Annotated in this window: 18 protein-coding genes; 15 read left to right on the forward strand and 3 right to left on the reverse strand. The window is 51.1% G+C overall.

Annotated features, from left to right (window positions below; all coding sequences use genetic code 11):
* The first annotated feature begins 91 nt into the window (after nt 1-91).
* The 7 genes from ACFSUS_RS19465 to ACFSUS_RS19495 all read left to right on the forward strand — a co-directional run bounded on the left by ACFSUS_RS19465 (nt 92) and on the right by ACFSUS_RS19495 (nt 7,376).
* On the forward strand, nt 92-1,933 hold the full coding sequence (locus ACFSUS_RS19465; RefSeq protein WP_381525408.1) for a pseudouridine synthase: 1,842 nt from the start codon (nt 92-94) through the stop codon (nt 1,931-1,933).
* Nucleotides 1,934-2,016: 83 nt separating this feature from the next.
* A complete protein-coding gene (locus tag ACFSUS_RS19470; RefSeq protein WP_381525409.1) occupies nt 2,017-2,658 on the forward strand; it encodes a deoxyribose-phosphate aldolase in 642 nt (213 codons plus the stop codon).
* Between the two features lie 70 nt (nt 2,659-2,728).
* Nucleotides 2,729-4,186, forward strand: a complete 1,458-nt coding sequence (locus tag ACFSUS_RS19475; protein WP_381525410.1) for a TonB family protein — start codon at nt 2,729-2,731, stop codon at nt 4,184-4,186.
* 81 nt (nt 4,187-4,267) lie between these two features.
* Complete coding sequence (locus tag ACFSUS_RS19480; RefSeq protein WP_381525411.1) at nt 4,268-4,672, forward strand: hypothetical protein; 405 nt, start codon at nt 4,268-4,270, stop codon at nt 4,670-4,672.
* Between the two features lie 7 nt (nt 4,673-4,679).
* Nucleotides 4,680-5,276 carry a hypothetical protein gene (locus ACFSUS_RS19485; RefSeq protein ID WP_381525412.1) on the forward strand — a complete coding sequence of 199 codons (597 nt, stop codon included), beginning with the start codon at nt 4,680-4,682 and terminating at the stop codon, nt 5,274-5,276.
* Between the two features lie 173 nt (nt 5,277-5,449).
* Nucleotides 5,450-6,541, forward strand: a complete 1,092-nt coding sequence (gene gcvT, locus ACFSUS_RS19490) for a glycine cleavage system aminomethyltransferase GcvT (protein ID WP_381525413.1) — start codon at nt 5,450-5,452, stop codon at nt 6,539-6,541.
* 124 nt (nt 6,542-6,665) lie between these two features.
* Nucleotides 6,666-7,376, forward strand: a complete 711-nt coding sequence (locus ACFSUS_RS19495; RefSeq protein WP_381525414.1) for a 2-phosphosulfolactate phosphatase — start codon at nt 6,666-6,668, stop codon at nt 7,374-7,376.
* Between the two features lie 82 nt (nt 7,377-7,458).
* Here ACFSUS_RS19495 and ACFSUS_RS19500 read toward each other — a convergent pair whose 3' ends face one another.
* The 3 genes from ACFSUS_RS19500 to ACFSUS_RS19510 all read right to left on the reverse strand — a co-directional run bounded on the left by ACFSUS_RS19500 (nt 7,459) and on the right by ACFSUS_RS19510 (nt 11,669).
* Entirely contained in the window at nt 7,459-8,787 is a 1,329-nt protein-coding gene (locus ACFSUS_RS19500) for a TolC family protein (protein ID WP_381525415.1), read from the reverse strand.
* An 85-nt stretch (nt 8,788-8,872) separates the two neighbouring features.
* Complete coding sequence (locus ACFSUS_RS19505) at nt 8,873-10,450, reverse strand: DHA2 family efflux MFS transporter permease subunit (RefSeq protein ID WP_381525416.1); 1,578 nt, start codon at nt 10,448-10,450, stop codon at nt 8,873-8,875.
* A gap of 103 nt (nt 10,451-10,553) precedes the next feature.
* Nucleotides 10,554-11,669, reverse strand: a complete 1,116-nt coding sequence (locus tag ACFSUS_RS19510) for an HlyD family secretion protein (protein WP_381525417.1) — start codon at nt 11,667-11,669, stop codon at nt 10,554-10,556.
* 175 nt (nt 11,670-11,844) lie between these two features.
* Here ACFSUS_RS19510 and ACFSUS_RS19515 point away from each other — a divergent pair, with 175 nt between their 5' ends.
* The 8 genes from ACFSUS_RS19515 (at nt 11,845) to ACFSUS_RS19550 (ending at nt 20,809) form a co-directional block, all read left to right on the forward strand.
* Nucleotides 11,845-12,330: a MarR family winged helix-turn-helix transcriptional regulator gene (locus ACFSUS_RS19515; RefSeq protein ID WP_381525418.1), complete on the forward strand. Its 486-nt coding sequence runs from the start codon at nt 11,845-11,847 to the stop codon at nt 12,328-12,330.
* 80 nt (nt 12,331-12,410) lie between these two features.
* A complete protein-coding gene (locus ACFSUS_RS19520; protein WP_381525419.1) occupies nt 12,411-13,769 on the forward strand; it encodes an NAD-dependent succinate-semialdehyde dehydrogenase in 1,359 nt (452 codons plus the stop codon).
* Between the two features lie 139 nt (nt 13,770-13,908).
* Nucleotides 13,909-15,117, forward strand: coding sequence for an alpha/beta hydrolase family protein (locus ACFSUS_RS19525; RefSeq protein ID WP_381525420.1), 1,209 nt, complete (start codon nt 13,909-13,911; stop codon nt 15,115-15,117).
* Between the two features lie 90 nt (nt 15,118-15,207).
* A complete protein-coding gene (locus tag ACFSUS_RS19530; RefSeq protein ID WP_381525421.1) occupies nt 15,208-15,906 on the forward strand; it encodes an NUDIX hydrolase in 699 nt (232 codons plus the stop codon).
* Between the two features lie 4 nt (nt 15,907-15,910).
* Nucleotides 15,911-16,873 carry a sugar phosphate isomerase/epimerase family protein gene (locus ACFSUS_RS19535; RefSeq protein WP_381525422.1) on the forward strand — a complete coding sequence of 321 codons (963 nt, stop codon included), beginning with the start codon at nt 15,911-15,913 and terminating at the stop codon, nt 16,871-16,873.
* Between the two features lie 122 nt (nt 16,874-16,995).
* Nucleotides 16,996-17,526, forward strand: a complete 531-nt coding sequence (locus tag ACFSUS_RS19540; RefSeq protein WP_381525423.1) for a (2Fe-2S)-binding protein — start codon at nt 16,996-16,998, stop codon at nt 17,524-17,526.
* The gene (locus ACFSUS_RS19545) at nt 17,523-18,566 is read left to right on the forward strand and encodes an FAD binding domain-containing protein (protein ID WP_381525424.1); all 1,044 of its coding nucleotides are present in this window, start codon (nt 17,523-17,525) and stop codon (nt 18,564-18,566) included. Before ACFSUS_RS19540 ends, ACFSUS_RS19545 begins: the two co-directional genes overlap by 4 nt.
* A gap of 11 nt (nt 18,567-18,577) precedes the next feature.
* Nucleotides 18,578-20,809 (forward strand): xanthine dehydrogenase family protein molybdopterin-binding subunit, encoded by a 2,232-nt coding sequence (locus tag ACFSUS_RS19550; protein ID WP_381525425.1) that lies wholly within the window; start codon nt 18,578-18,580, stop codon nt 20,807-20,809.
* Nucleotides 20,810-20,992 lie beyond the last annotated feature (183 nt).

Consider the following 20,992-nt stretch of genomic DNA (forward strand, 5'->3'; position numbering starts at 1 on the left):
ACTTTGCATCCCTTTTCGCCTACGTATCAGCATACATGCTGACAATCAGCACTTCAAAAAAGCATAGCAGTACAACTTACTGGATTATTCCATGAATCAGGATTTTGACTCGAACGACAGCCGAGACGGTAATGGTCGTTCATCTGGTCGTCGGGATGACGACCGTAACCGCGGAGATCGCCGGAATTCCGCCCCGCCCCGCTTTAATCGGGATAACAACGCGCGGGATAATGATCGTCGAAATGACGCGCCCCCTCGGTTCAACCGAGACAATGACCGGCCTCGCTTTGAGCGGCCAACCAATCGGAATAACGACAGCCGCTCCAGAGATTTTGATGATCGACGGCCTCGTTTTGATCGCGACCGTAACAGCGGTGCCCCTTCTCGATCGGAAGGACCACGTAATCGTGATGACAACCGCCCAGACCGGTTCAGCGATCGTCGCCCTTCGTCTGATAGAAACGGAGATTCGGACAGACCACGCTTTAACCGCAGTACCGGAGATGCCGCTGGCCGTCCACGAACCGATCGCTCGGACGATTCAGCACCGCGCAGACCCCGTTTTGATCGTGACCGTACCGACGATAAACCGCGCTTCGAGCGGAGCAACGACCGCTTCGGCAGCGACCGTAAATTCAACGACCGCCCAGACGACCGTCGGAGCCGCCCGGGTGAGCCCCGTTCCAATGATCGGTTTGGCGACAAGCCGCGTCAGCAGGGCACCAACTTTTCGGACCGCAACGACCGTCGCCCTTCGTTTGACCGCAACAGCGGCCCGCGCGATGATAAGCCCCGCTTCAACCGAACTTCAGATGATAACCGCAATGACGGTCCGCGCCGGTTTGATCGCTCGAACGACGAGCGCCGGGGTGATGATCGCCGAAACACGGGTGGTCAGGACACTGGACGCAGAGATTCTGGCTTTTCGCGGGATCGCAATGATAGAAATGACCGGTCGGATAAGCCTTCCTTCAAACGGGTAGGCGGTTTCAATCGGGATGCCGACGAGCGCAATCGATTTGGCGACGATAAACGGAATTCAAGTCCCCGCGACGCGTCGTCGCGGTTCTCGGGTGAACAACGTAAAGAATCGGGCGATCGGCGTACAGGCCGTTATGACAAGGCTCCAAACTACAATCTGGAGCAAATGCGCGAAACGTTACCCTACAAAAAGCGGGATCGCTACGAATCCGAAAAGCCGAAGCGCACAGCCGCCGATGATGGCTTAACGCGCCTGAATCGTTACATCGCGAACTCGGGCGTATGCTCGCGTCGAGAAGCCGATGAACTCATTGCTCGGGGTGATATTTCGGTCAATGGCAAAATTGTAACCGAGATGGGTTACAAAGTGAAAGAAGGCGACACGGTTAAATACGGCACCAAAGTGCTGAACCCGGAGCGTTTTGTGTACGTGCTCCTGAACAAGCCGAAAGATTATATCACCACAACGGACGACCCGAACGAACGCCGGACCGTTATGGAACTGGTTGCCGACGCGGGTAATTTCCGGATGTATCCGGTTGGTCGACTCGACCGTAACACAACCGGTCTCCTGCTCCTGACCAACGATGGCGAATTGGCTGACAAGCTGACTCACCCATCGCATAATATTCGTAAAATTTACCAGGTTGAACTGGATAAGCCAATTACCGACGAGCATTTTGAAGCCATTCAGAAAGGTATTGAGCTGGAAGATGGCCCCATTAAGCCCGATGCCCTAAGCATAGTTACGCCGGACGCCCACGTGATTGGGATTGAGATTCACTCGGGGCGGAACCGGATTGTCCGTCGCATCTTCGAGAACTTCGGGTATGAAGTAACCAAGCTGGACCGTACTACCTACGCGGGTCTGACCAAAAAAGACCTGCCCCGCGGCAAGTGGCGGTTCCTGGACCCCAAAGAAGTCGTGAAGCTGAAATATTTTAATTCTTAAAGAGTGAAAGACAGAAAGAGTGAAAGAGCGTTTACCGTATGGTTCTTCGCTCTTTCGCTCTTTTTGTCTTTCACTCTTTTGCTATGAACCATCTTTTTCCCTACATCGAACGGACGCTGTTGCATCCAGGCGTAACGATCAACGAGCAATACGAAGCGCTTGATGAAGTAACCCAGCTCGGACTAGCCGGGCTGACGGTCGCGCCATTTTGGGTTAAGAAGTTTCGGCGGGAACTGGGCGATACGCATCCAGCCGTTCTATCGAGCGTAGTAGGTTATCCGTACGGGTATCAGCGCACGGAAGCTAAGCAAGCCGAAATCGAATGGGCATTAAAAGATGGAGCCAATGAGGTAGAAGTTGTGCTCAATACGTCGGCGCTCTTCTCCCCTACCTCTGTTTGGCTTAAGATTGAGTTTGCTAAACTGATTGCCCTGGCACACGCCCAGGAAAAGCTTTTTACAGTTATACTGGAATCGTCGCTGCTGGATCGCGAACAGCAGTTGAAGATGATAAAACTCGCGACGGATGCGGGGACCGACTTCATCAAGCATGTTACGGGAAGCCGTCAAGCGGACTTTTCGTTGAAAGACGCCCTGCTGTTCCGGCAGGATGTACCCAAATCAGTAGGGGTAAAAATCGTGGCTGACGGTGCCACAGAAGCCGACATGGAGCAGTTGGTGTCGGCGGGCGTCGAGCGACTGGCCTTGGCGCAGCCGATTAAATAGATAGGTAAAGTTAATTTGGCAATAAGTGACCTAATCTATATTTTAGAAGCACTTATATCAGCCTTCATCTATGAACCCCTTTCTCTTTTTACTAACGCTCCTTGTCTGCACCTCAGCCTTCGCCCAAGAGCCTATTTACAAAGAATTTGACGTTGATAGTGCTGCCCAGCCGCGCGGTGGCATGAGCTACCTCAATACTTTTTTGCAGGCCAATCTACGCAAACCACTGCTGGCCGAAGCCAAAGGTGTGAGTGGGCGAGTGATTGTGAGTGGCGTAGTTGAACCAGATGGCCACGTAACCGACGCCACCATCATGCAAAGCTTACGCCCCGACTGCGACCGGGAAGCTCTACGAGTCTTTAAACTTTTCAATGCCTGGCAACCCGCTCAGAAGGGTGGCCACCCCGTTAGACAGTTGATCGTAATACCCGTGATGTTTAGACCCAACCCACCTTTCTCATACGTTAATGGCGCTCGGGTGAGCTATTTCGACGCGGATAGTAAACCCTTGGCAGACAGCAGTGAACAAGCCCTTTATAAGCAGCTGATGCCATTAGATACGAATGGTATACCTAACGGCGACCTAATCGTTTATCAACGAAAGCACTCTAACTGGAAAGAATACAACCGACTTCCCTTTGCCCGGCAAAAAGATTGGCAACGTAGTTCATCGGGAAAACAACTGTACCTGGTCGGCTTTCAAAATGCCATTAAGCTATGGCAAAACGAAGTGTTGACCGTAGATGAAGCAGGAACCATTTTTCGCAGGACCTATTATGACAACGGCCGCCCCACCGGCTCCGGAATAACCTATCATGCTAACGGAGCAGTCGCTGATCGGAAAGAAGAAAATGAGGGGATGAATAGCGTAACCTCCTGGTATCCAAATGGGCAAATCAGGAAAATCTGGGCGAGTTATCCCGCTAAGCCCTTAATGCCAGCCTCTCCGGAACGCGTTCTGGCATTCTGGGATAGTACTGGCCATCAGTTAGTTGTAGAAGGAAGTGGACGATTAACCTCCTCGACCAGTGTAAAATCGTATGCGGACACTACCCAGAAAACAACGTATATAGAACAGGGCGTTTATGAAAACGGTCTTAAGCAAGGCACCTGGACAGGCCGTTATACGGACGGTTCCTATTTCTATGAGGAGCAGTACGAAAAAGGTGTTTGCCAGAACGGTAAGGCCCAAAAAAACGGGGGTGATACACTACGCTATATAGCTGTAGAGCAGCAACCTGAATTTCCGGGAGGTATGCAAGGCCTGGGGCAGTTTTTAGCGCAGAATTTACGTTATCCGGCCGAAGCCCAGCGCGGTGGGATCCAGGGACAGGTATTTATCAGCTTCGTGGTTTGTACAGATGGCACACTGTGTGATTATGAAGTACTCAAAGGCCTTGACTCTTCCATCAATCAGGAAGCACTACGTGTGGTGAAGGCCATGAGCGGAAAATGGAAACCCGGTATGCAACGCGGGCAGAAGGTCCGGGTGAAGTATAATATGCCCATCAATTTTACCCTGCAATAGCTGTATCAAGACAGTTAGTTTTGAGTGCATCGAGAAAAATTAAGTTTGGCATTTACCTGCGTACAGTTTTTTAAACTCGTTATGAAAAAGCTCTTCAATGTATTTCTTTTCCTAATCGCCATTCTGGCCACGACCGGCTGTCATGAGAATGACCTTATTCGATCTGCCTATCAGCAGGCCTATGTCTACGATTTTTCAGAAGACAGAATTTTCACCTTCGACGCCACTAAAGATAGATTCGTTAGCTCATACAGAATTGAAGTAAGTGGTACAATCAGCGATGAAGTCGTACTAACGATACGTCGTTTAGATAAGAACAACCAGTGGGTAGTGGTAGGATCGCCCGAACCGATCAATCTACAAGCTGGCACTTACATCAACAAAGTCTACAGTAATGACTACTACGGCTCCGATAGGTTAGAGTTGGTAGTCACTTCTCCCAAGAAAGCCACCGGTAATCTTTCTATCAAATGGGGCGTCAATTGATCACGTTATGAAATACCTATTACTTATTGTGTTGACGGGTCTTGCATCCATCACCTATGCCCAGGGGCCTACGTACCGAAATTCAGTGCTGGTAACGATTGATTACATGACGCTGGATGCCCCCGACGATACGGGGCTTCGGTATAGTTTACGCTTAGGGCGTCATTTTTTCAACGACCGGCTTGTGGTGGCCGGGAGCGCCGGGTATCTGCAAGCCTCGCAGAATCGACAAGCTCAAACCACGTTTCCCCTCGGAACCGATCAGCGTAAACGCTTGACAGCGGATCTAACTCTTTTGTTTGATTTGGTAAAAGCGAGTCATCAGGCCCTGCGAATTGGGGGTGGACCATCTGCCTGGTATAGGCGGGACGATCTGTTAAGAAGCTTCAGCACCACAAGACTCCCAGACGGCACCCTGGCCGCAGCTACCGTCGAGCGGGAAGAAGTAGCTGCTGTTACCATCGGTTACCACCTTACCGGCGAGTATGAGTACCTGATAACACCTCAAGTCTCTCTGAACGGACGTATCGGCTGGGCCAATCTGGCTGGCAAAATCAGCAGCATGGCGGGCGTAGGCCTCGGTTACCGATTTGGTATAAAATAGAACTCATGCCAATGCTGTTTACATCTGCTTGCCGTTATATCCGGCGTAACCAATCTGACAAGGTTACACCAGCCCAGATGAAGCCTTGTAACCCGTTTGTTCTTACTATTCTATAAGATGAGGGTTGAAACCCGTGGATACGTTTGTAAATTTGCGGGATAACCTCCGCGCAAATGTCGCTTAAGCAAGTTCCCCTCCATCACATTCATCAACAGCTGGGCGCGAAAATCGTGCCGTTTGCGGGCTTCGAGATGCCCGTTCGCTACACCTCGGACCTGGATGAACATAATACCGTTCGCAATGGTGTCGGCATCTTCGACGTGTCGCACATGGGCGAATTCATCCTCAAAGGAGAAGGCGCCCTCGACCTGATTCAACGGGTATCGGCCAATGACGCCAGCATACTCTTCGACGGCAAAGTGCAGTACAGCTATCTGCCTAACGGACGCGGTGGCATTGTTGATGACTTGCTCGTCTACCGCATCAGCGAGGTCGAATACATGCTGGTGGTCAATGCGTCGAATACACAAAAGGATTGGGACTGGATCAGCCAGTACGCAGCAGATTACAATGTAGAGATGGTTAACATTTCCGACGGTATGTGCCTGTTTGCTGTACAGGGACCATTGGCCGTCAAAGCGCTTGAATCCCTGACACCTGCCCAGCTCGATTCGATGGATTACTATACCTTCGAGAAAACCGACTTTGCCGGTTACGCTAACGTAATCGTGTCGGCTACGGGCTATACCGGCGCCGGTGGATTCGAGATTTACGTCTCTAACCATCAGGCAGAAGGCGTCTGGAACGCCATCATGGAAGCCGGAAAACCATACGGCATTAAACCCATTGGTCTGGGGGCACGCGATACGTTACGGCTAGAGATGGGTTATAACCTCTACGGCAACGACATCACCGACGAAACTTCGCCTATTGAAGCAGGCTTGGGCTGGGTCACTAAGTTCACCCACAACTTCATCGATGCAGACGTCTTGAAGCAGCAGAAAGAGCAGGGCGTTTCGAAGAAGTTGGTCGGTTTTGAACTGATTGACCGGGGAATTCCGCGTGGTCATTACGAAATCACCGACGCCGATGGCAACAAAATTGGTGAAGTAACCTCTGGTACGCAGTCACCCACTCTGGGCAAGGGTATTGGCCTGGGCTACGTGCCAACGGCTAGTAGCAAACCCGGCTCCGAACTCTTTGTAAAAGTGCGCGATCGGCTCCTCAAAGCGCAAATAGTGAAGCTTCCTTTCGTAAAAAAATAATCCGGACCGGGATTGGGAGGATTTAAACGATTGACAGGATTTTGCTTTTTGACAAAGCGAGTAGCGACCAACAAAATCATTTTAATCCTTCAAATCCTCTCAATCCCGGTTCAGACACCGTTCTATGAAACAAATTGACGTTTGCTTTACACCTGATTTACTGCACCTCCACACCATCGAAAACACCATTGTCGTTGTCGCAGATGTGTTCAGGGCGACTTCGTGCATGGTAACGGCCTTTGCCTACGGCGTTAAGAGTATTACGCCCGTAGCAACCATCGACGAATGCCGATTGCTACAGGAACGCGGTTACATGGCCGCAGCGGAGCGCAACGCCCGCAAAGTTGAGGGCTTCGAGCTTGACAATTCGCCATTCACCTACATGAACGAGCAGATCCGAGGGGCTGATATAGCCATGACAACCACCAACGGGACATTGGCCATCACCCGGTCGCGGGGAGCCGTCAAGGTGCTCGTTGGCTCGTTCCTTAACCTGGATGCGATTGCTAATTTCTTAAAAACCGAGCCTTACGACGTCATGGTGCTGTGTGCCGGCTGGAAAGGCCGCGTTAACCTGGAGGATACCCTCTTTGCCGGTGCCCTGGTTGATCGTCTGAAAGATAATTATGCCATGGCCGAAGATAGCGCCATTATGGCCTGGCGGCTTTATGGCCAGGGAAAAGATAACTTGATTGGTTATATGTCGAATGCATCCCACATCCGACGCCTACAACGCCTGGGTATTCAAAAAGACATTACCTATTGCTTACAACACGATTTGTACGACGTAATACCCGTACTGCGCGGGAATGCCCTGGTCGGTATGGAAGGATAGCCACCAGAAGTAAAGCAGGCCGCTAGTCGTACAATACCAGTTTGGTACTTTTATGACTAGCGGCCTGCTTTGTTTCTTGAGGTTATAAGTTCTCGCCCAGAAGCCGCTTGAGCTCTAATTGATTCAGCAAAAGCTGGTACTGGAACGTCAGTCGGCCTAGCTCGGCTTCTTCTACGCCTGTTTCGGCACTTTGCAGCTCAACGTTTGTGATCACGCCATTACGTAAGCGGGCGTTGGCAATGTCGAGTGCTTTCCGTGCCTGCAACACCTGCGTTTCCAGATTAGCAAGGCGAGTCTGGTTGCTGCGAATGTCGGCGTTTAGCTGTGCGATGCTCTGCCGTAACTGAGCGTTGGCGTTCTCGACCGCATATCGGCTGGCGTTCAAGTTTAGTTGCGCCACCTGGTTTTGCAAGCGATACCGCTTACCAGCATAGAGTGGTGCCACAACGCTTACCCCAGCGGCCATATTCGCCCTGGGCTGTTCTACGTTCAGTGGGTAACCATTTTTGTAACCCCCTTGTCCACTGAAGCCAATGCTGGGTTGACCAGCCCGGTTGTTCACCAAAATCTCGGTTTCAGCGGCCCTCAACCGATCCTGCGCTAACAAAACGTCTTTGTTTCCAGCCAGGGCGGGCTGAATATTACCGTCCAGGTTAAATGGCTGCGCTGTTGCGTTACCAGTTACGCCCAAATTGAACTGGTTAACAGCCCGGCTGACGTCTGGGTTGGTGTTTCCGGTTAGATAGGCCAACAAAGCAATTTGACGATCCAGCTGATTCTGTATCTCTATCTTTCGGTTCTGAGCGACTTTAACCCGCACGGCTTGTGTCAATACGTCGTATTCAAGAGCATCGCCATTCTGCAGACGCGTTGTCAGTAACCGCACATTGGCTCCAGCAGTGTTGATCACTGAATCCTGTACGATCAGGCTCCGTTGCAGATAGCCAATACCAAAATAGGCGGCTGCTACCTGGAAATCCAGTGTCTGCTGAGTTATCTCTAAGCTCCGGCGTAGCACCTGTACGTTATCGGTAGCTTGCCGAACAGCGGCATTTGTCCGACCAAAATCATAGATGGTCTGCCCAACCGAGACGTTAGCGTTAATGTTATTATTAGGCGCTAACTTAAGATTAGCTTCCTGTCCGTTGATAGGGAAAGTAACTTGCGGAACTGGCGTTATGTAGCTGTAACTACCATTAAGACTTACGTTCGGACGCATCGCTGTGCGGGCAATATCCACCCGCAGCTCTCCCGCTTTGATCTGCTCCTGTTGTTGCTTTAATACTGGATAGTTGGCGTTTGCCTGTTGCACCAGCGCCCGCAGATCATCTGGTATCAGTGCCGACTGAGTCTGCGCCTGGGCAACCCCAGCCACTAGCATAGCAATGACGATTAGACGTTTTGATTTCATAGTCAATTAAGTTTCGGTTCACGGTTTGGGCTAAGTCAATTCCATATTGTTGTAGCAGCCCTAAATCAAGACCCACGACCCTATTTTAGTGAGCTGCATCGGCAACCGCTTTCGCTGTAGCAGCATCCATTTTTTTACTTTTGAGTAAGAGTAATAACGGCGACGAAAGCACGAAGAACAGGCCCGCTAGCCGGAACGTATCCAGGTACGAAATCATCAGGGCCTGTCGGGTAATGATTCCATCCAGGCTTTTATAGGCCCCACTGACCGCATCCAGTGCGTTGACGCCCCGAGCGGCCAGCCCTTGCGTTAGTGCACTGATCCGTTCGGTTAGCAATGGATTTTCGGGCTGTAGGTTAGAGACCAGATCATTACGGTGTAAGGCTGTCCGCTGCGTAACGTAGGTGTTGGTAATAGCTACCCCAAACGCTCCGCCAATTTGCCGCATCATGTTCACGATGGCAATACCGGTGGGCAACTGCCGTGGCTCCAGCGTCGCCACGGATTGGTTGATGAGCGGTACGTTGACCAACGCCAGCCCAATGCCCCGAATAATCAGCGCCGTAATGAAATCGCCATTCGACGCATCCATGTTGTAAGTCGACATCGTGAAGCAGAACGTAGCAAAGGCCACGTAGCCACCGAGCACAATTAGTCTCGGCGAAACCCCTTTAGCCAGGAGTCGCCCGGTTAGGGCAAACATCGGCAAGGTGACTATACCACCCGGTATCAACAGCTTACCCGTCTGGGTGGCCGTCATCCCGACAATTCGTTGGGCAAACAGTGGGTAGAGCAGTACCGACGTAAACAGACCATATCCCACTACCACCATCAGAACGCAGCCAACGGCTAAATTTCGATTTTTGAGCGTTCGGAGATCCACCACCGGTTCTTTCGAGCCGCGAAGTTCCCACCAGATGAAGAATGGAATAGCGATGATGGCAACCACCGTCAGGTAACGAATGGCCTGATCATCGAACCAGTCGTCGGCTTCGCCCCGTTCCAGCACGTACTGCAAACTACCAACCCCAACCGCCAGCAACAGAATCCCAAGTCGGTCAATCGGTATGGTTCGGCGGTCTATGTTTAGCTCGTCCTCTTTCTTGTCAATGAAAGCCGAACTCAGCAACACGGCAATGATACCGATCGGTACGTTGATGTAGAACATCCAGCTCCAGTGGTAGTTGTCGATAATGTAACCACCCAGCGTTGGTCCCAGCGTGGGGCCAAGCACAATGCCCATACCGAACAAAGCCGACGCGACCGGGCGCTGTGACGGCGGAAAGGCGTCGTACATTAACCCCTGCGAAGTCGACAGCAGGGCACCGCCACCCACGCCCTGTAAGAATCGAAAGGCTACCAATACCCAGAGGTTATCGGCAAAGCCGCAGCCGTAAGATGCCAGCGTAAAGAGGATGATGGAGCCGATGTAATAATTTTTACGCCCAAAATACCGTTGCAAAAAGCTCGTCATCGGAATGACAATCACGTTCGCAATGGCGTAGGACGTCACGACCCAGGATACGTCTTCGATGGTAACCCCGAGGTTACCCGCAATGTCAGTCAGCCCGACGTTTACGATAGACGTATCGATCAGTTCAATGATAGCTGCCGAAATGGCCGTGATCACCACGATCCACCGGCGGAAACCTGTTGGTTGCATGAAAGAAGTTGTAAAGGAGTAGGGTTGTAAAGTACTAGAGCTGTAGAGCTGATTCTCGCTGTAACCAACTTTATAACTGCATGACTTTAAAACGCTACAACTATTAATCGGCTACCCGTACTTCGGCGTCAACACTCAGACCTGCCCGTAACGCATTCTTGTATTTTTCAGGATTGATGATCTCAATCTTGACCGGTACGCGCTGGGTGATTTTTACGAAGTTACCCGATGCGTTATCCGGCGGTAGTAAGGCAAAACGAGCGCCGGTAGCTTCTGAAAGCGAGGCCACTCGCCCCCGGATGTTCAGATCAGGATAGGCATCCACACTGATCTCTACTTCCTGGCCAAGCTTCATTTTTTCAAGCTGTGTCTCCTTGAAGTTGGCCACCACCCAGAAGGTTGAATCGGCTACGATTGTGAACAGATTTTGTCCGGGCTGGACGTACTGGCCGACGACTACGTTTTTGCGGCCAATCTTACCAGCGATGGGGGCCGTCAAGCGGGCATAGCCAACCCGCAGCTTCGCGTTATCGATGGCGGCCTGCTTTACTTTTAACACCGCCTGAATTTTCTGGATGTTAGCCTGCGCCTTGGCGATACCAGCCTGCGCTACACCCTGCGATGTTTTGGCCAGGTTGATTTGCTCGACGTTGGCCTGATACTGACGTGACTGCACCTCTACGTTGTTCTGCGAATCTTCGAGTTGCTTTTTGGTCAACGACTGCTCTTTGTACAAATTCTGATCACGCTGTAAATCCTGCTGCGCTTTATCGCGCCGAACGGCTTGTACGGAGGCATTCGATTGAGCCACACGGGCATTCTGAGCCACATTACGGGCGTTAGCCTGTGCATTCTGCAAGTCGGCACGAGCGTTTTCGAGGTCGGCCTGCGACTGCTGATAATCGGCTTCGGCCTGCGCCAGGGCTACGTCATATTCCTGTGGATCAATGGTTACCAGAAGTTGCCCTTTCTTTACAGTAGCATAATCTTCTACGCTGACCGACTGCACATAACCAGCAACACGGGCTAATACAGGAGCTGAATTTCCTTCGATTTGTGCGTTATCAGTAGACTCATACTGCTGACTATGCCGAAACGCCTGATAACCAAAATACCCCCCAACTAATAGCACAAGCGCTATGATGATCCGGGGTAGATACGTACGAATTGCACTTTTTTCTTCTGTATCTGCTACTCCCGATACGGTTGTGGTTGCCATTGTTTATATAAATTTTGTAATAATTAATTCAGTTGATGAAAAACAATTCATTTTACCAGCTCGTTTGGTAAACATGCCGCAAAAGTAAACCTAGTTGACTATAAAGTCAACCTTATTGACTATATTTGTACTCTATTCTGCCACGAATTGTTTTATAAATTTTTATTTTGCGTGTATGATCGTGGAAACGGACAAAGATTCCTTTGATTTTAACCAGTTTCGGGCTTTACGGAGCAGGTCAATAGGTAAGCTTATGTGGCGCTTAAAGCGCTATATTGATAATTTTATTGAACCTCGTTTACATGAGTTGGGTTACACCGACTTTAAGATGAGCTACTTAATGTTCTTAAGTAACATTGAAGAAGGTGGCACAACAAACAACGAACTCGCGAAACGAGCCGGTGTAACGAAGCAGATGATGAGTAAAATTGTGAGTCTGCTTGAGAAAGATGGGTACATACATACTGAGAAAAACCCGAATGATTCTCGTTCCAGCGTCATATTCTTAAACGAACGGGGTAAAGAGTTGTTCGTTGCCCTTCGTGATTGTATGCAACAGAGTCGCGACAGATTAGACTCTATTGTGGGGCACGACCGCATGGAGCAGGTAATTGACACCATGGTTGAATTGGTTACCGAGCTGGAAAAAGAAGAACAATAATGTAAGTAGGATGTATGATATAAAATGTACGGTGCCGTGTTTTTGTTAAACACCTTATATCACACGCCGTGCATTCTCCTATGAGCTTCCAGTCTATAAATCCCTACAATCAGAAGACAATCAAAATCTACCGGGCTGAAGGGCGTGGTGTTATCGAGCGCAAATTAAAACAAGCCGACCGGGCCTTTGCCGACTGGTCGGCTTTGTCGTTATCTGACCGAACTGAGCACCTGCGTAAGGCGGGGGCGTATCTTACGGCCAACAAGCAGCGTTACGGCGAATTGATTACGGCCGAGATGGGTAAGACGCTCAAAGAAGCTATGGCAGAAGTAGAAAAGTGTGCTACCACCTGCACATTCTATGCTGATCATGCCGCCGAATTTCTGGCCGACCAGATTATTCAATCAGATGCTGCCAACAGTTTTGTTACGTACCAGCCGCTTGGTGCTGTGTTGGCCATTATGCCCTGGAATTTTCCATTTTGGCAAGCCATGCGCTTCGCTATTCCCGGCTTGATTGCGGGTAATGTGGGCTTACTCAAGCATGCCCCCAACGTGATGGGTTGTGCCTTGGCCATCGAAGAAGCGTTTCGCGAAGCTGGACTACCATCGGGCGTTTTTCAATCATTGATCGTCGATGTTCCGGTCGTTGAGGATTTATTGAAAGATCGACGTGTGAAGGCCGTTACGTTAACGGGCAGTGGTCGGGCCGGCGCATCGGTAGCCGGTATTGCGGGTGGTCAAATCAAGAAATCGGTACTGGAGCTGGGCGGTTCTGATGCCCTGATTGTGCTGGCCGACGCCGATCTTGAAAAAGCCGCCGAGGTGGCTGTAAAATCCAGGATGCAGAACGCTGGACAAAGCTGCATTGCGGCCAAGCGGTTCATTGTTGACAAGTCGGTCAAGAAAGCGTTTACGGACTTGGTGCTCCAACGAATCAAGCAAATGCGTCAGGGCAACCCGCTGGACGAGGCCACAACCATGGGTCCAATGGCCCGCATGGATCTGGCTGATAACATCGAGCGGCAGTATCGCGCATCCATCGCCAAAGGGGCGAAGCTCTTGACCGGCGGCAACCGATTGGGCTGCAATGTTCAACCCATACTGTTGGATAAAGTCAAGCCAGGCATGGTCGCTTTTGATGAAGAGACGTTTGGCCCATTGGCGGTGTTAGTTGAAGCGAAAGACGAATCTGACGCCATCAGACTGGCCAACCAGTCTATCTACGGACTGGGCTCGGCTCTCTGGACGACCGATCTGGACAAGGCCGACCGACTTGCCCGACAAATTGAAGCCGGCTCGGTCTTTATCAACGGCCTGATGCGCTCCGATGCCCGAGTACCTTTCGGTGGTATTAAAACGTCGGGCTTTGGCCGCGAACTCTCCGAAGCGGGCATCAAAGAATTTGTCAACATCAAAACGGTATGGGTTGACAAGTGAAGAGATGTTCGGTGTAAAGTGATAGCGCGTCATAGAAAGCAACAGGATGCGGGGTGTAACGAGAAAATTAAATAATAGCTACATTCGTTAGTGAAGTAAGTAATTGACTTACTTTGAACTGTTTAGCCAATCTTTCTTCATGTATTTGCTCCGCTCCTCCTTCCGCTTTACGTTACTCATGGTATGGTCAGTTTGGTTCATAGGTTGCCAGACTGATCCTGAACCTGTTTCTACCAATCAATATCTCGTTAGCAGCACGTTACTTGCAGAGTACTCAAAGAGCGACCTCACAACTCGCTACAGTACCGGCCAGACCGGACAAACCGGCGCTTTTTTGTCGCTACTGCTCAGTAACCCAATAAAAGTTTATAAGCTCGTTTATAAGACGAAGAATACAGACGGTTCTGAGGTTCGGGCGTCGGGGGCGATTGTTGTGCCAAATGCAACCGATAAAAGCCTAAGCTTCCCCATGGTTAGCGAGCAGCACGGCACCATACGTACTGATGCCGCGGCTCCTTCCTACAACGGGGAAGGCAGCGAGACCTATTTTATTGGTTCGTTGCTCGCATCCAACGGCTTCATTATGGTGCTACCCGATTTTATTGGGTATGGCGAATCGAATAATTTACCACACCCCTATCAGCATAGAGCCACGCTGGCATCCTCGTCGCTGGATATGATTCGGGCATCGCGGGAGTTTCTGAAACAGGAGCAGGTAAATTGGGACGGCAAACTCTTCATCGCCGGTTATTCCCTGGGCGGCTATGCGACCATGGCTCTGCAAAAAAAGATTGAGGAAGAAACGGGTAACGAGTTCAATCTGGTAGCGTCGAGTTGTGGGGCTGGGGCTTATCACACAAGCGCCTTTATGAACTACCTGCTTAACCAGAAAACACACGGCAACGCGTCGTATAACGGCCTGTATACTATGGTTTTATCTACGTTCAACCGGGTATACGGCATTAACCGCCCATTGACGTATTATTTTAAAGAGCCCTACGCATCAGCCGTGCAACGCGACCCGTTTGGCAGTAACATTCCCATCAGTTTCAACGAAGCCATTACCGACGCATTTCGCAAAGGTGTGAATGACGGTACCGATACGCAGTTCATCAACGCTGTTAAGGATAACGACATCTACGACTGGAAACCGCGCACGCCCACGCACTTATACCACGGCAATGCCGACCAGCAGGTTTTTTACTTTAACTCGGTAGACGCTTACAACGCTATGCAAAAACGAGGAGCTACCAACGTAGAGCTGTTCACGCTGGAGGGTAAAGACCACGGCGATGGCATCACAGATTTTCTGCTGGGAACGTACCAGTTCTTCAGTGGCAAGCGGTGAGGATGGGCCGGTATGCAGTTAGCTTCAGGAATGCATTTTCGTTCATTCCCGAAAATCTGCTACATTTAGCCAGTTCATTTATCCGCAATTATGCCCTACTCTGGCTCCTTACGCATCCCGGTTGCTTTAGACTGTATTATTTTTGGTTTTGATGGCGAGACCCTGAATCTGCTTCTTGTAAAGCGTAATTTTGAGCCGGAGCGCGGCAATTGGTCGCTGATGGGCGGCTTCCTGGACCGGGAAGAAGGACTCGAAGAAGCCGCCTGGCGTATCCTCTACGAACTGACGGGGCTGGAGAACGTGTACATGGAGCAACTTCAGACGTTTGGCCGGGTTGACCGCGACCCCGCCGAACGAACCATATCGGTAGGGTATTTTGCGCTGATCAATATCGAGCAGCATAACTCAGAATTGGCACGACGGAACAATGCCTACTGGCTACCCTTAGGTCAGCACCCGAAGCTTATCTTCGACCACGACGAAATGGTTACCGTCGCCCTGCAACGGCTACGCTACAAAGCAGCCCTGCACCCTATTGGCTTCGAACTACTTCCCGAGAAGTTTACGCTTCCTCAGCTCCAAAAACTGTATGAAGCCATTTACGATGCGCCCATGGACCGCCGTAATTTTAGTCGCAAGATCTTGTCAACAAACCTGTTAATTCGAACTGGCGAAAAAGACGACAAATCGGTCACCAAAAAAGGACTGCTGTATTCACTCGATAAAGAAAAATACCGCGAGCAGCAACATGCTTTCCTGAACTTCATTAATTCTTCGTCGCTGGTGTAGTCCAATGGCGGTGTCATTTATGAGCGAAAACAACTCCCGTCGGCGCTTCCTCAAACAATCACTGCTGGCCGCGGGTGCCTTACCGCTCGTGTCGGCCCCTTTTGCAGCGACTGCTCAACCAAGCCAGCTACCGAAGTTTCATATTTTCTCGAAGCACTTACAGTTTCTGAACTATGCCGATGCTGCATCTGTAGCCGCCGAACTGGGCTTCGATGGTGTTGACTGGTCGGTACGTCCGAACGGTCACGTTTTGCCCGAACGTGTCGAGACTGACTTGCCCAAAGCCGTAGAGGCCCTGAAACGTGCTGGCCTATCGCCCCTATTAATGACAACTGCCGTTGGCGACAGCACCGATGCCACCGACCAACGTCTATTGAAAACGACGGCAGCGTTGGGGTTTCGCTATTATCGCATGAACTGGTACCGGTATCTCCCCAACCAATCAATGCCGGAAGCGCTACGCATGTATGAAGAAAAAATGATCGGCCTGGGTAAGCTGAACAAAGAGCTTAACCTGATTGGCTGCTACCAAAATCATGCGGGAGAGCTGGTAGGCGCTTCAGTTTGGGAGCTATGGCAAATGCTCAAGAACGCCGATTTGCAACACACAGGTGTGCAATACGACATCCGGCACGCAACTGTAGAAGGGGGATTATCCTGGAAAAACGGCTTGCGTTTGTTGCGGCCTCACATTAAAACAATCGTCCTGAAGGACTTCCGGTGGGCTAAGCTCAATGGCCGGTGGGCCGTCGAGAACACCCCCATTGGTGAAGGCATGGTTGATTTCACGAGTTATTTCAAGTTGTTGAAACAATACGACCTGAACGTTCCTGTCTCGGTGCATCTTGAGTATCCGCTGGGAGGAGCCGAAAATGGTGCTACAAGTCTATCGATCGATAAGAAGGTGGTCTTTGAGGCTATGAAACGGGATTTGCGCAAGTTAAAGGCCTTGTGGGAAGCAGCCTAGTTACATTACTCGTTCCGCTTAAATACCAGTAGTCCCGTAGAATAATATACTACTGTTTTTAACAGACAAACCAAACGGCATTGGTTTACGCATGAGGATATATTAACCCGAAAGCTAACCTTATGCTGACCGAAGCTCCTACCCACACCCATTCGGCCGTTACTCCCTTGCCGACCGGCCCTGTTGCGCTAACCGTTAATGGCCAACGCAAACAGCTGAATGTTGCTCCCTGGACCACCTTACTGGACGCTCTGCGCGAATATTGCAACCTAACTGGCACCAAAAAAGGCTGTGATCACGGCCAATGCGGTTCCTGCACCGTATTGGTGAATGGCAAGCGCATTAATTCCTGCCTGACCCTGGCCGTCATGCACGACGACCACGAGATTACGACCATTGAAGGGCTGGCCGCAAACGGGCAACTGCACCCCATGCAACAGGCGTTCATTGACCACGACGCTTTCCAATGCGGTTACTGCACACCGGGCCAAATATGCTCCGCCGTGGGTATGATGAGTGAAGGCAAGGTCAAAACGGTAGCCGACATTCGAGAACTAATGAGCGGAAACATTTGCCGGTGCGGAGCCTATCCGCACATCGTAGACGCCATTACTGAAGTCATGCAGTTGACCCCTAATCCTGAGCTTTCATGAACCCATTTTCATATACTCGGCCTCACGATGTCAGTACTGCCGTAGATGAGCTATTAGCCATTGAACCTAACGGCAATCCAGCTCCCGCCAAGTTCATTGCGGGCGGCACCAACCTCATCGATTTGATGAAGGAGAACGTAGAACGGCCTGTCAAGCTCGTTGACATCAATCGACTGCCGTTAACTACTATCGAAGAACTCGAAGACGGTGGCCTTCGGCTCGGAGCATTGGCAACCAACGCCGACACAGCTTACCACCCCTTGGTTGAGCAGCGCTATCCGCTCTTATCGGAAACGATACTGGCAGGGGCTTCTGCGCAACTGCGGAACATGGCGACCAACGGTGGAAACCTCTTTCAGCGCACCCGCTGCTATTATTTTTACGACACCTCGATGCCCTGCAACAAACGCAACACCGGCCCCAGCGAAGGGCCATCGGGTTGTGGAGCCCTGGGAGGCTATAACCGTATTCACGCTATTTTAGGCACCGAAGCCTCGGACGGTAATGTGCACTGCATTGCTACGCACCCTTCTGATATGGCCGTAGCATTGGCGGCTCTGGATGCGACCATCCGTGTAACGGGCCCAAACGGCGACCGCACGATACCCATTGCTGATTTTCACCGCTTGCCCGGCGATCGACCGCAGCAGGACAACACATTACAGCATGGCGAAATCGTAACGGCTATTGATCTACCACCAAAAGGTTTTCCGGACTACCATATTTACCTCAAACTGCGCGACCGGGCTTCATACGCCTTTGCCATCGTATCCGTAGCCGCAGCCCTGGAGCTTGATGGCGATACAATTACTGATGCCCGAATAGCCCTCGGTGGCGTGGCGCATATGCCCTGGCGCAAGCCCGAAGCCGAGGATCTGCTGATTGGCAAACCAGCTACGAAGGAAACATTTGCACTTGCAGCAGAGGCTCTTTTGGAAAGTGCTCAAGGGTACGGACACAATACGTTTAAAATAGAGCTCGCCAAGCGTGCCATTGTGCGAGCGTTGGGCCAGGCGGCTAAACTCGAACCAACCGAATAATTGACATTCGTATGAGTCACGTAGTAGGAAAACCCATTAACCGCGTTGATGGTCGGGAGAAAGTAACGGGAGAGGCTAAGTATGCAGCTGAATTCAACGTATCTAACCTGGCGTATGGTGTTGTTGTCTCCGGCACCATCACCAAAGGTAAGATTACCAGCATTGACGCGAGCGATGCCCTTGCTCTCGACGGCGTTTTGCAGGTGTTTACCCATGAAAACCGACCAAATCTGGCGTGGTTCGACATGAACTATAAAGATTTAGACGCTCCGCCGGGGTCACCCTTTCGGCCGCTGCACGACAATAAAATCAAGTACAATGGTCAACCCGTTGCCTTAGTTGTCGCCGAAACGTTTGAACTGGCCCGGTACGCATCGTCGCTGGTTCGGGTGGAGTATGAGGAAGACGAACACGAGACGGATTTGCAGAAGCACCAGGACAAAGCGCATAAGCCGGCAGTTGGTCTGGCTACTTTGTTGAAGCCACCACCACCCACGTCGCGGGGCCACTTTGAAAAAGCCTTCACTAAGGCTCCGGTGCAATTCTCTGCAGAATACATCCACGGATTCGAACATCATAATCCGATGGAGTTGTTTGCCTCAACCGTTGTCTACGAGAAAGACGGAAAATTGACCATCTACGACAAAACGCAGGGCGCGCCCAATAGCCAGTTGTACGTATCGCAGGTGTTTGGCATACCGTTCCAAGAGGTTCGGGTTATTTCGCCTTATGTGGGCGGTGGGTTTGGCTCGGGACTACGACCGCAGTACCAGTTGTTTATGGCGGTGCTGGCCGCTCGTGAGCTTAAACGCTCGGTGCGCGTCTCGCTCACGCGCCAGCAGATGTTTACGTTCGGGCATCGACCGGCTACGATTCAATACGTTGACCTAGGAGCAGAGCCAGACGGCACACTCGATGCCCTGCGCCACGAAGCTATTTCTCAAACCTCACAATTTGAAGATTATATCGAAACGGTTGTCAACTGGTCGGGTGCCTTATATAATGCGGAGAATGCCACGTTTGGCTATAAACTGGTCTCCTTAGATACCTATACCCCGCTCGACATGCGGGCACCGGGGGGCGTTACGGGTGTTACGGCCATTGAAACCGCCATGGATGAACTGGCGTATAAACTTGATATCGATCCGCTCGAGCTTCGTCTGAAGAACTACACGGAGACCGACCCTAACGAAAAACGGCCCTTTTCGAGCAAGCAACTTCAGGAATGCTACCGACAGGCCGCCGAACGCTTTGGCTGGTCGGGCCGCAATCCCGAACCTCGTTCGATGCGTAAAGGCCATAACCTGATCGGATGGGGCATGGCCACCGGCGCCTGGGATGCCAATCAGCTACCGGCCCGAGCTGAAGCTGTGCTCACCGTTAATGGTAAGTTACGGGTAAGCAGCGCTACCGCTGACATTGGCACGGGCACGTACACCATCATGACCCAGATAGCCGCCCAGACGCTCGGCTTTCCCCTCGAAGACGTAGTGTTCAGGCTTGGTGATACGGAAATGCCGCTCGCGCCGTTTCAGGGTGGATCGCTCACGGCGGGTACCGTTGGCTCAGCCGTGAAAATCGTTTGTGAAGAACTGGGTAAAACCCTGCTGAAGCTGGCTCAACAAATGCCCGATTCTCCGTTTGCCAACGCTACGTTTGAGAATGTTTTTTTTATCGATAAGCAGATCCGGCTGAAGCAGAATCCGGCAGTGTCGATCCCGGTCCAACAGCTTGTTGATCAAAACGGCGGCCGGGCCCTTACCGAAACTGCTACTTCATTCACGAATACGTTGAAGCAAGCAAAATATACGCGCTACGCCCACTCGGCGGTGTTCGTAGAAGTTCAGGTTGACGAAGACCTGGGCACCGTAAAAGTAACCCGAGCGGTAACGGCGGTGGCGGCCGGGCGCATTTTAAACCCTAAAACGGCGCGCAGCCAAATTATTGGCGGTATGGTTTGGGGAATCAGTAAGGCACTGCAAGAAGAAAGCGTTATGGACCATCGGTATGGACGTATCATGAACCATAACCTGGCCGAATACCACGTACCGGTCTGCGCCGACGTTCACGATCTGGACGTCGTGTTCGTAGAAGAATACGATGATATTGTGAATCCGCTGGGTATTAAAGGCGTGGGCGAAATTGGCATTGTGGGTATGCCCGCAGCCATTGCGAACGCTATTTTCCACGCGACTGGTAAGCGAGTGCGCGACATGCCAATACAGCTTAATAAACTGCTTTAATAGGACAAGCAATGCTGAAGCGGGCTTGATGGAGGTTTCTATTAGGCCCGCTTCTGTTTTAAGCAGTTCATATTCTTGAGTTTAGCCACTAAACCACTCCCGCAAACTACCGGGTCGTCGCTCCAGGCAACTGTAGTAGATTGCTATTGCTACGTTAATCAATAGGCCTGTCCCCACTATTGA

It is taken from the genome of Spirosoma soli (assembly GCF_042684525.1).
GTDB lineage: Bacteria > Bacteroidota > Bacteroidia > Cytophagales > Spirosomataceae > Spirosoma > Spirosoma soli.

Excerpts from the sequence above, each read along its gene's own strand:
- ACFSUS_RS19465 (WP_381525408.1), top strand. The coding sequence starts at position 92 with ATGAATCAGGATTTTGACTCGAACGACAGCCGAGACGGTAATGGTCGT.
- ACFSUS_RS19470 (WP_381525409.1), top strand. The coding sequence starts at position 2,017 with ATGAACCATCTTTTTCCCTACATCGAACGGACGCTGTTGCATCCAGGC.
- ACFSUS_RS19475 (WP_381525410.1), top strand. The coding sequence starts at position 2,729 with ATGAACCCCTTTCTCTTTTTACTAACGCTCCTTGTCTGCACCTCAGCC.
- ACFSUS_RS19480 (WP_381525411.1), top strand. The coding sequence starts at position 4,268 with ATGAAAAAGCTCTTCAATGTATTTCTTTTCCTAATCGCCATTCTGGCC.
- ACFSUS_RS19485 (WP_381525412.1), top strand. The coding sequence starts at position 4,680 with ATGAAATACCTATTACTTATTGTGTTGACGGGTCTTGCATCCATCACC.
- gcvT (WP_381525413.1), top strand. The coding sequence starts at position 5,450 with ATGTCGCTTAAGCAAGTTCCCCTCCATCACATTCATCAACAGCTGGGC.
- ACFSUS_RS19495 (WP_381525414.1), top strand. The coding sequence starts at position 6,666 with ATGAAACAAATTGACGTTTGCTTTACACCTGATTTACTGCACCTCCAC.
- ACFSUS_RS19500 (WP_381525415.1), bottom strand. The coding sequence starts at position 8,787 with ATGAAATCAAAACGTCTAATCGTCATTGCTATGCTAGTGGCTGGGGTT.
- ACFSUS_RS19505 (WP_381525416.1), bottom strand. The coding sequence starts at position 10,450 with ATGCAACCAACAGGTTTCCGCCGGTGGATCGTGGTGATCACGGCCATT.
- ACFSUS_RS19510 (WP_381525417.1), bottom strand. The coding sequence starts at position 11,669 with ATGGCAACCACAACCGTATCGGGAGTAGCAGATACAGAAGAAAAAAGT.
- ACFSUS_RS19515 (WP_381525418.1), top strand. The coding sequence starts at position 11,845 with ATGATCGTGGAAACGGACAAAGATTCCTTTGATTTTAACCAGTTTCGG.
- ACFSUS_RS19520 (WP_381525419.1), top strand. The coding sequence starts at position 12,411 with ATGAGCTTCCAGTCTATAAATCCCTACAATCAGAAGACAATCAAAATC.
- ACFSUS_RS19525 (WP_381525420.1), top strand. The coding sequence starts at position 13,909 with ATGTATTTGCTCCGCTCCTCCTTCCGCTTTACGTTACTCATGGTATGG.
- ACFSUS_RS19530 (WP_381525421.1), top strand. The coding sequence starts at position 15,208 with ATGCCCTACTCTGGCTCCTTACGCATCCCGGTTGCTTTAGACTGTATT.
- ACFSUS_RS19535 (WP_381525422.1), top strand. The coding sequence starts at position 15,911 with ATGGCGGTGTCATTTATGAGCGAAAACAACTCCCGTCGGCGCTTCCTC.
- ACFSUS_RS19540 (WP_381525423.1), top strand. The coding sequence starts at position 16,996 with ATGCTGACCGAAGCTCCTACCCACACCCATTCGGCCGTTACTCCCTTG.
- ACFSUS_RS19545 (WP_381525424.1), top strand. The coding sequence starts at position 17,523 with ATGAACCCATTTTCATATACTCGGCCTCACGATGTCAGTACTGCCGTA.
- ACFSUS_RS19550 (WP_381525425.1), top strand. The coding sequence starts at position 18,578 with ATGAGTCACGTAGTAGGAAAACCCATTAACCGCGTTGATGGTCGGGAG.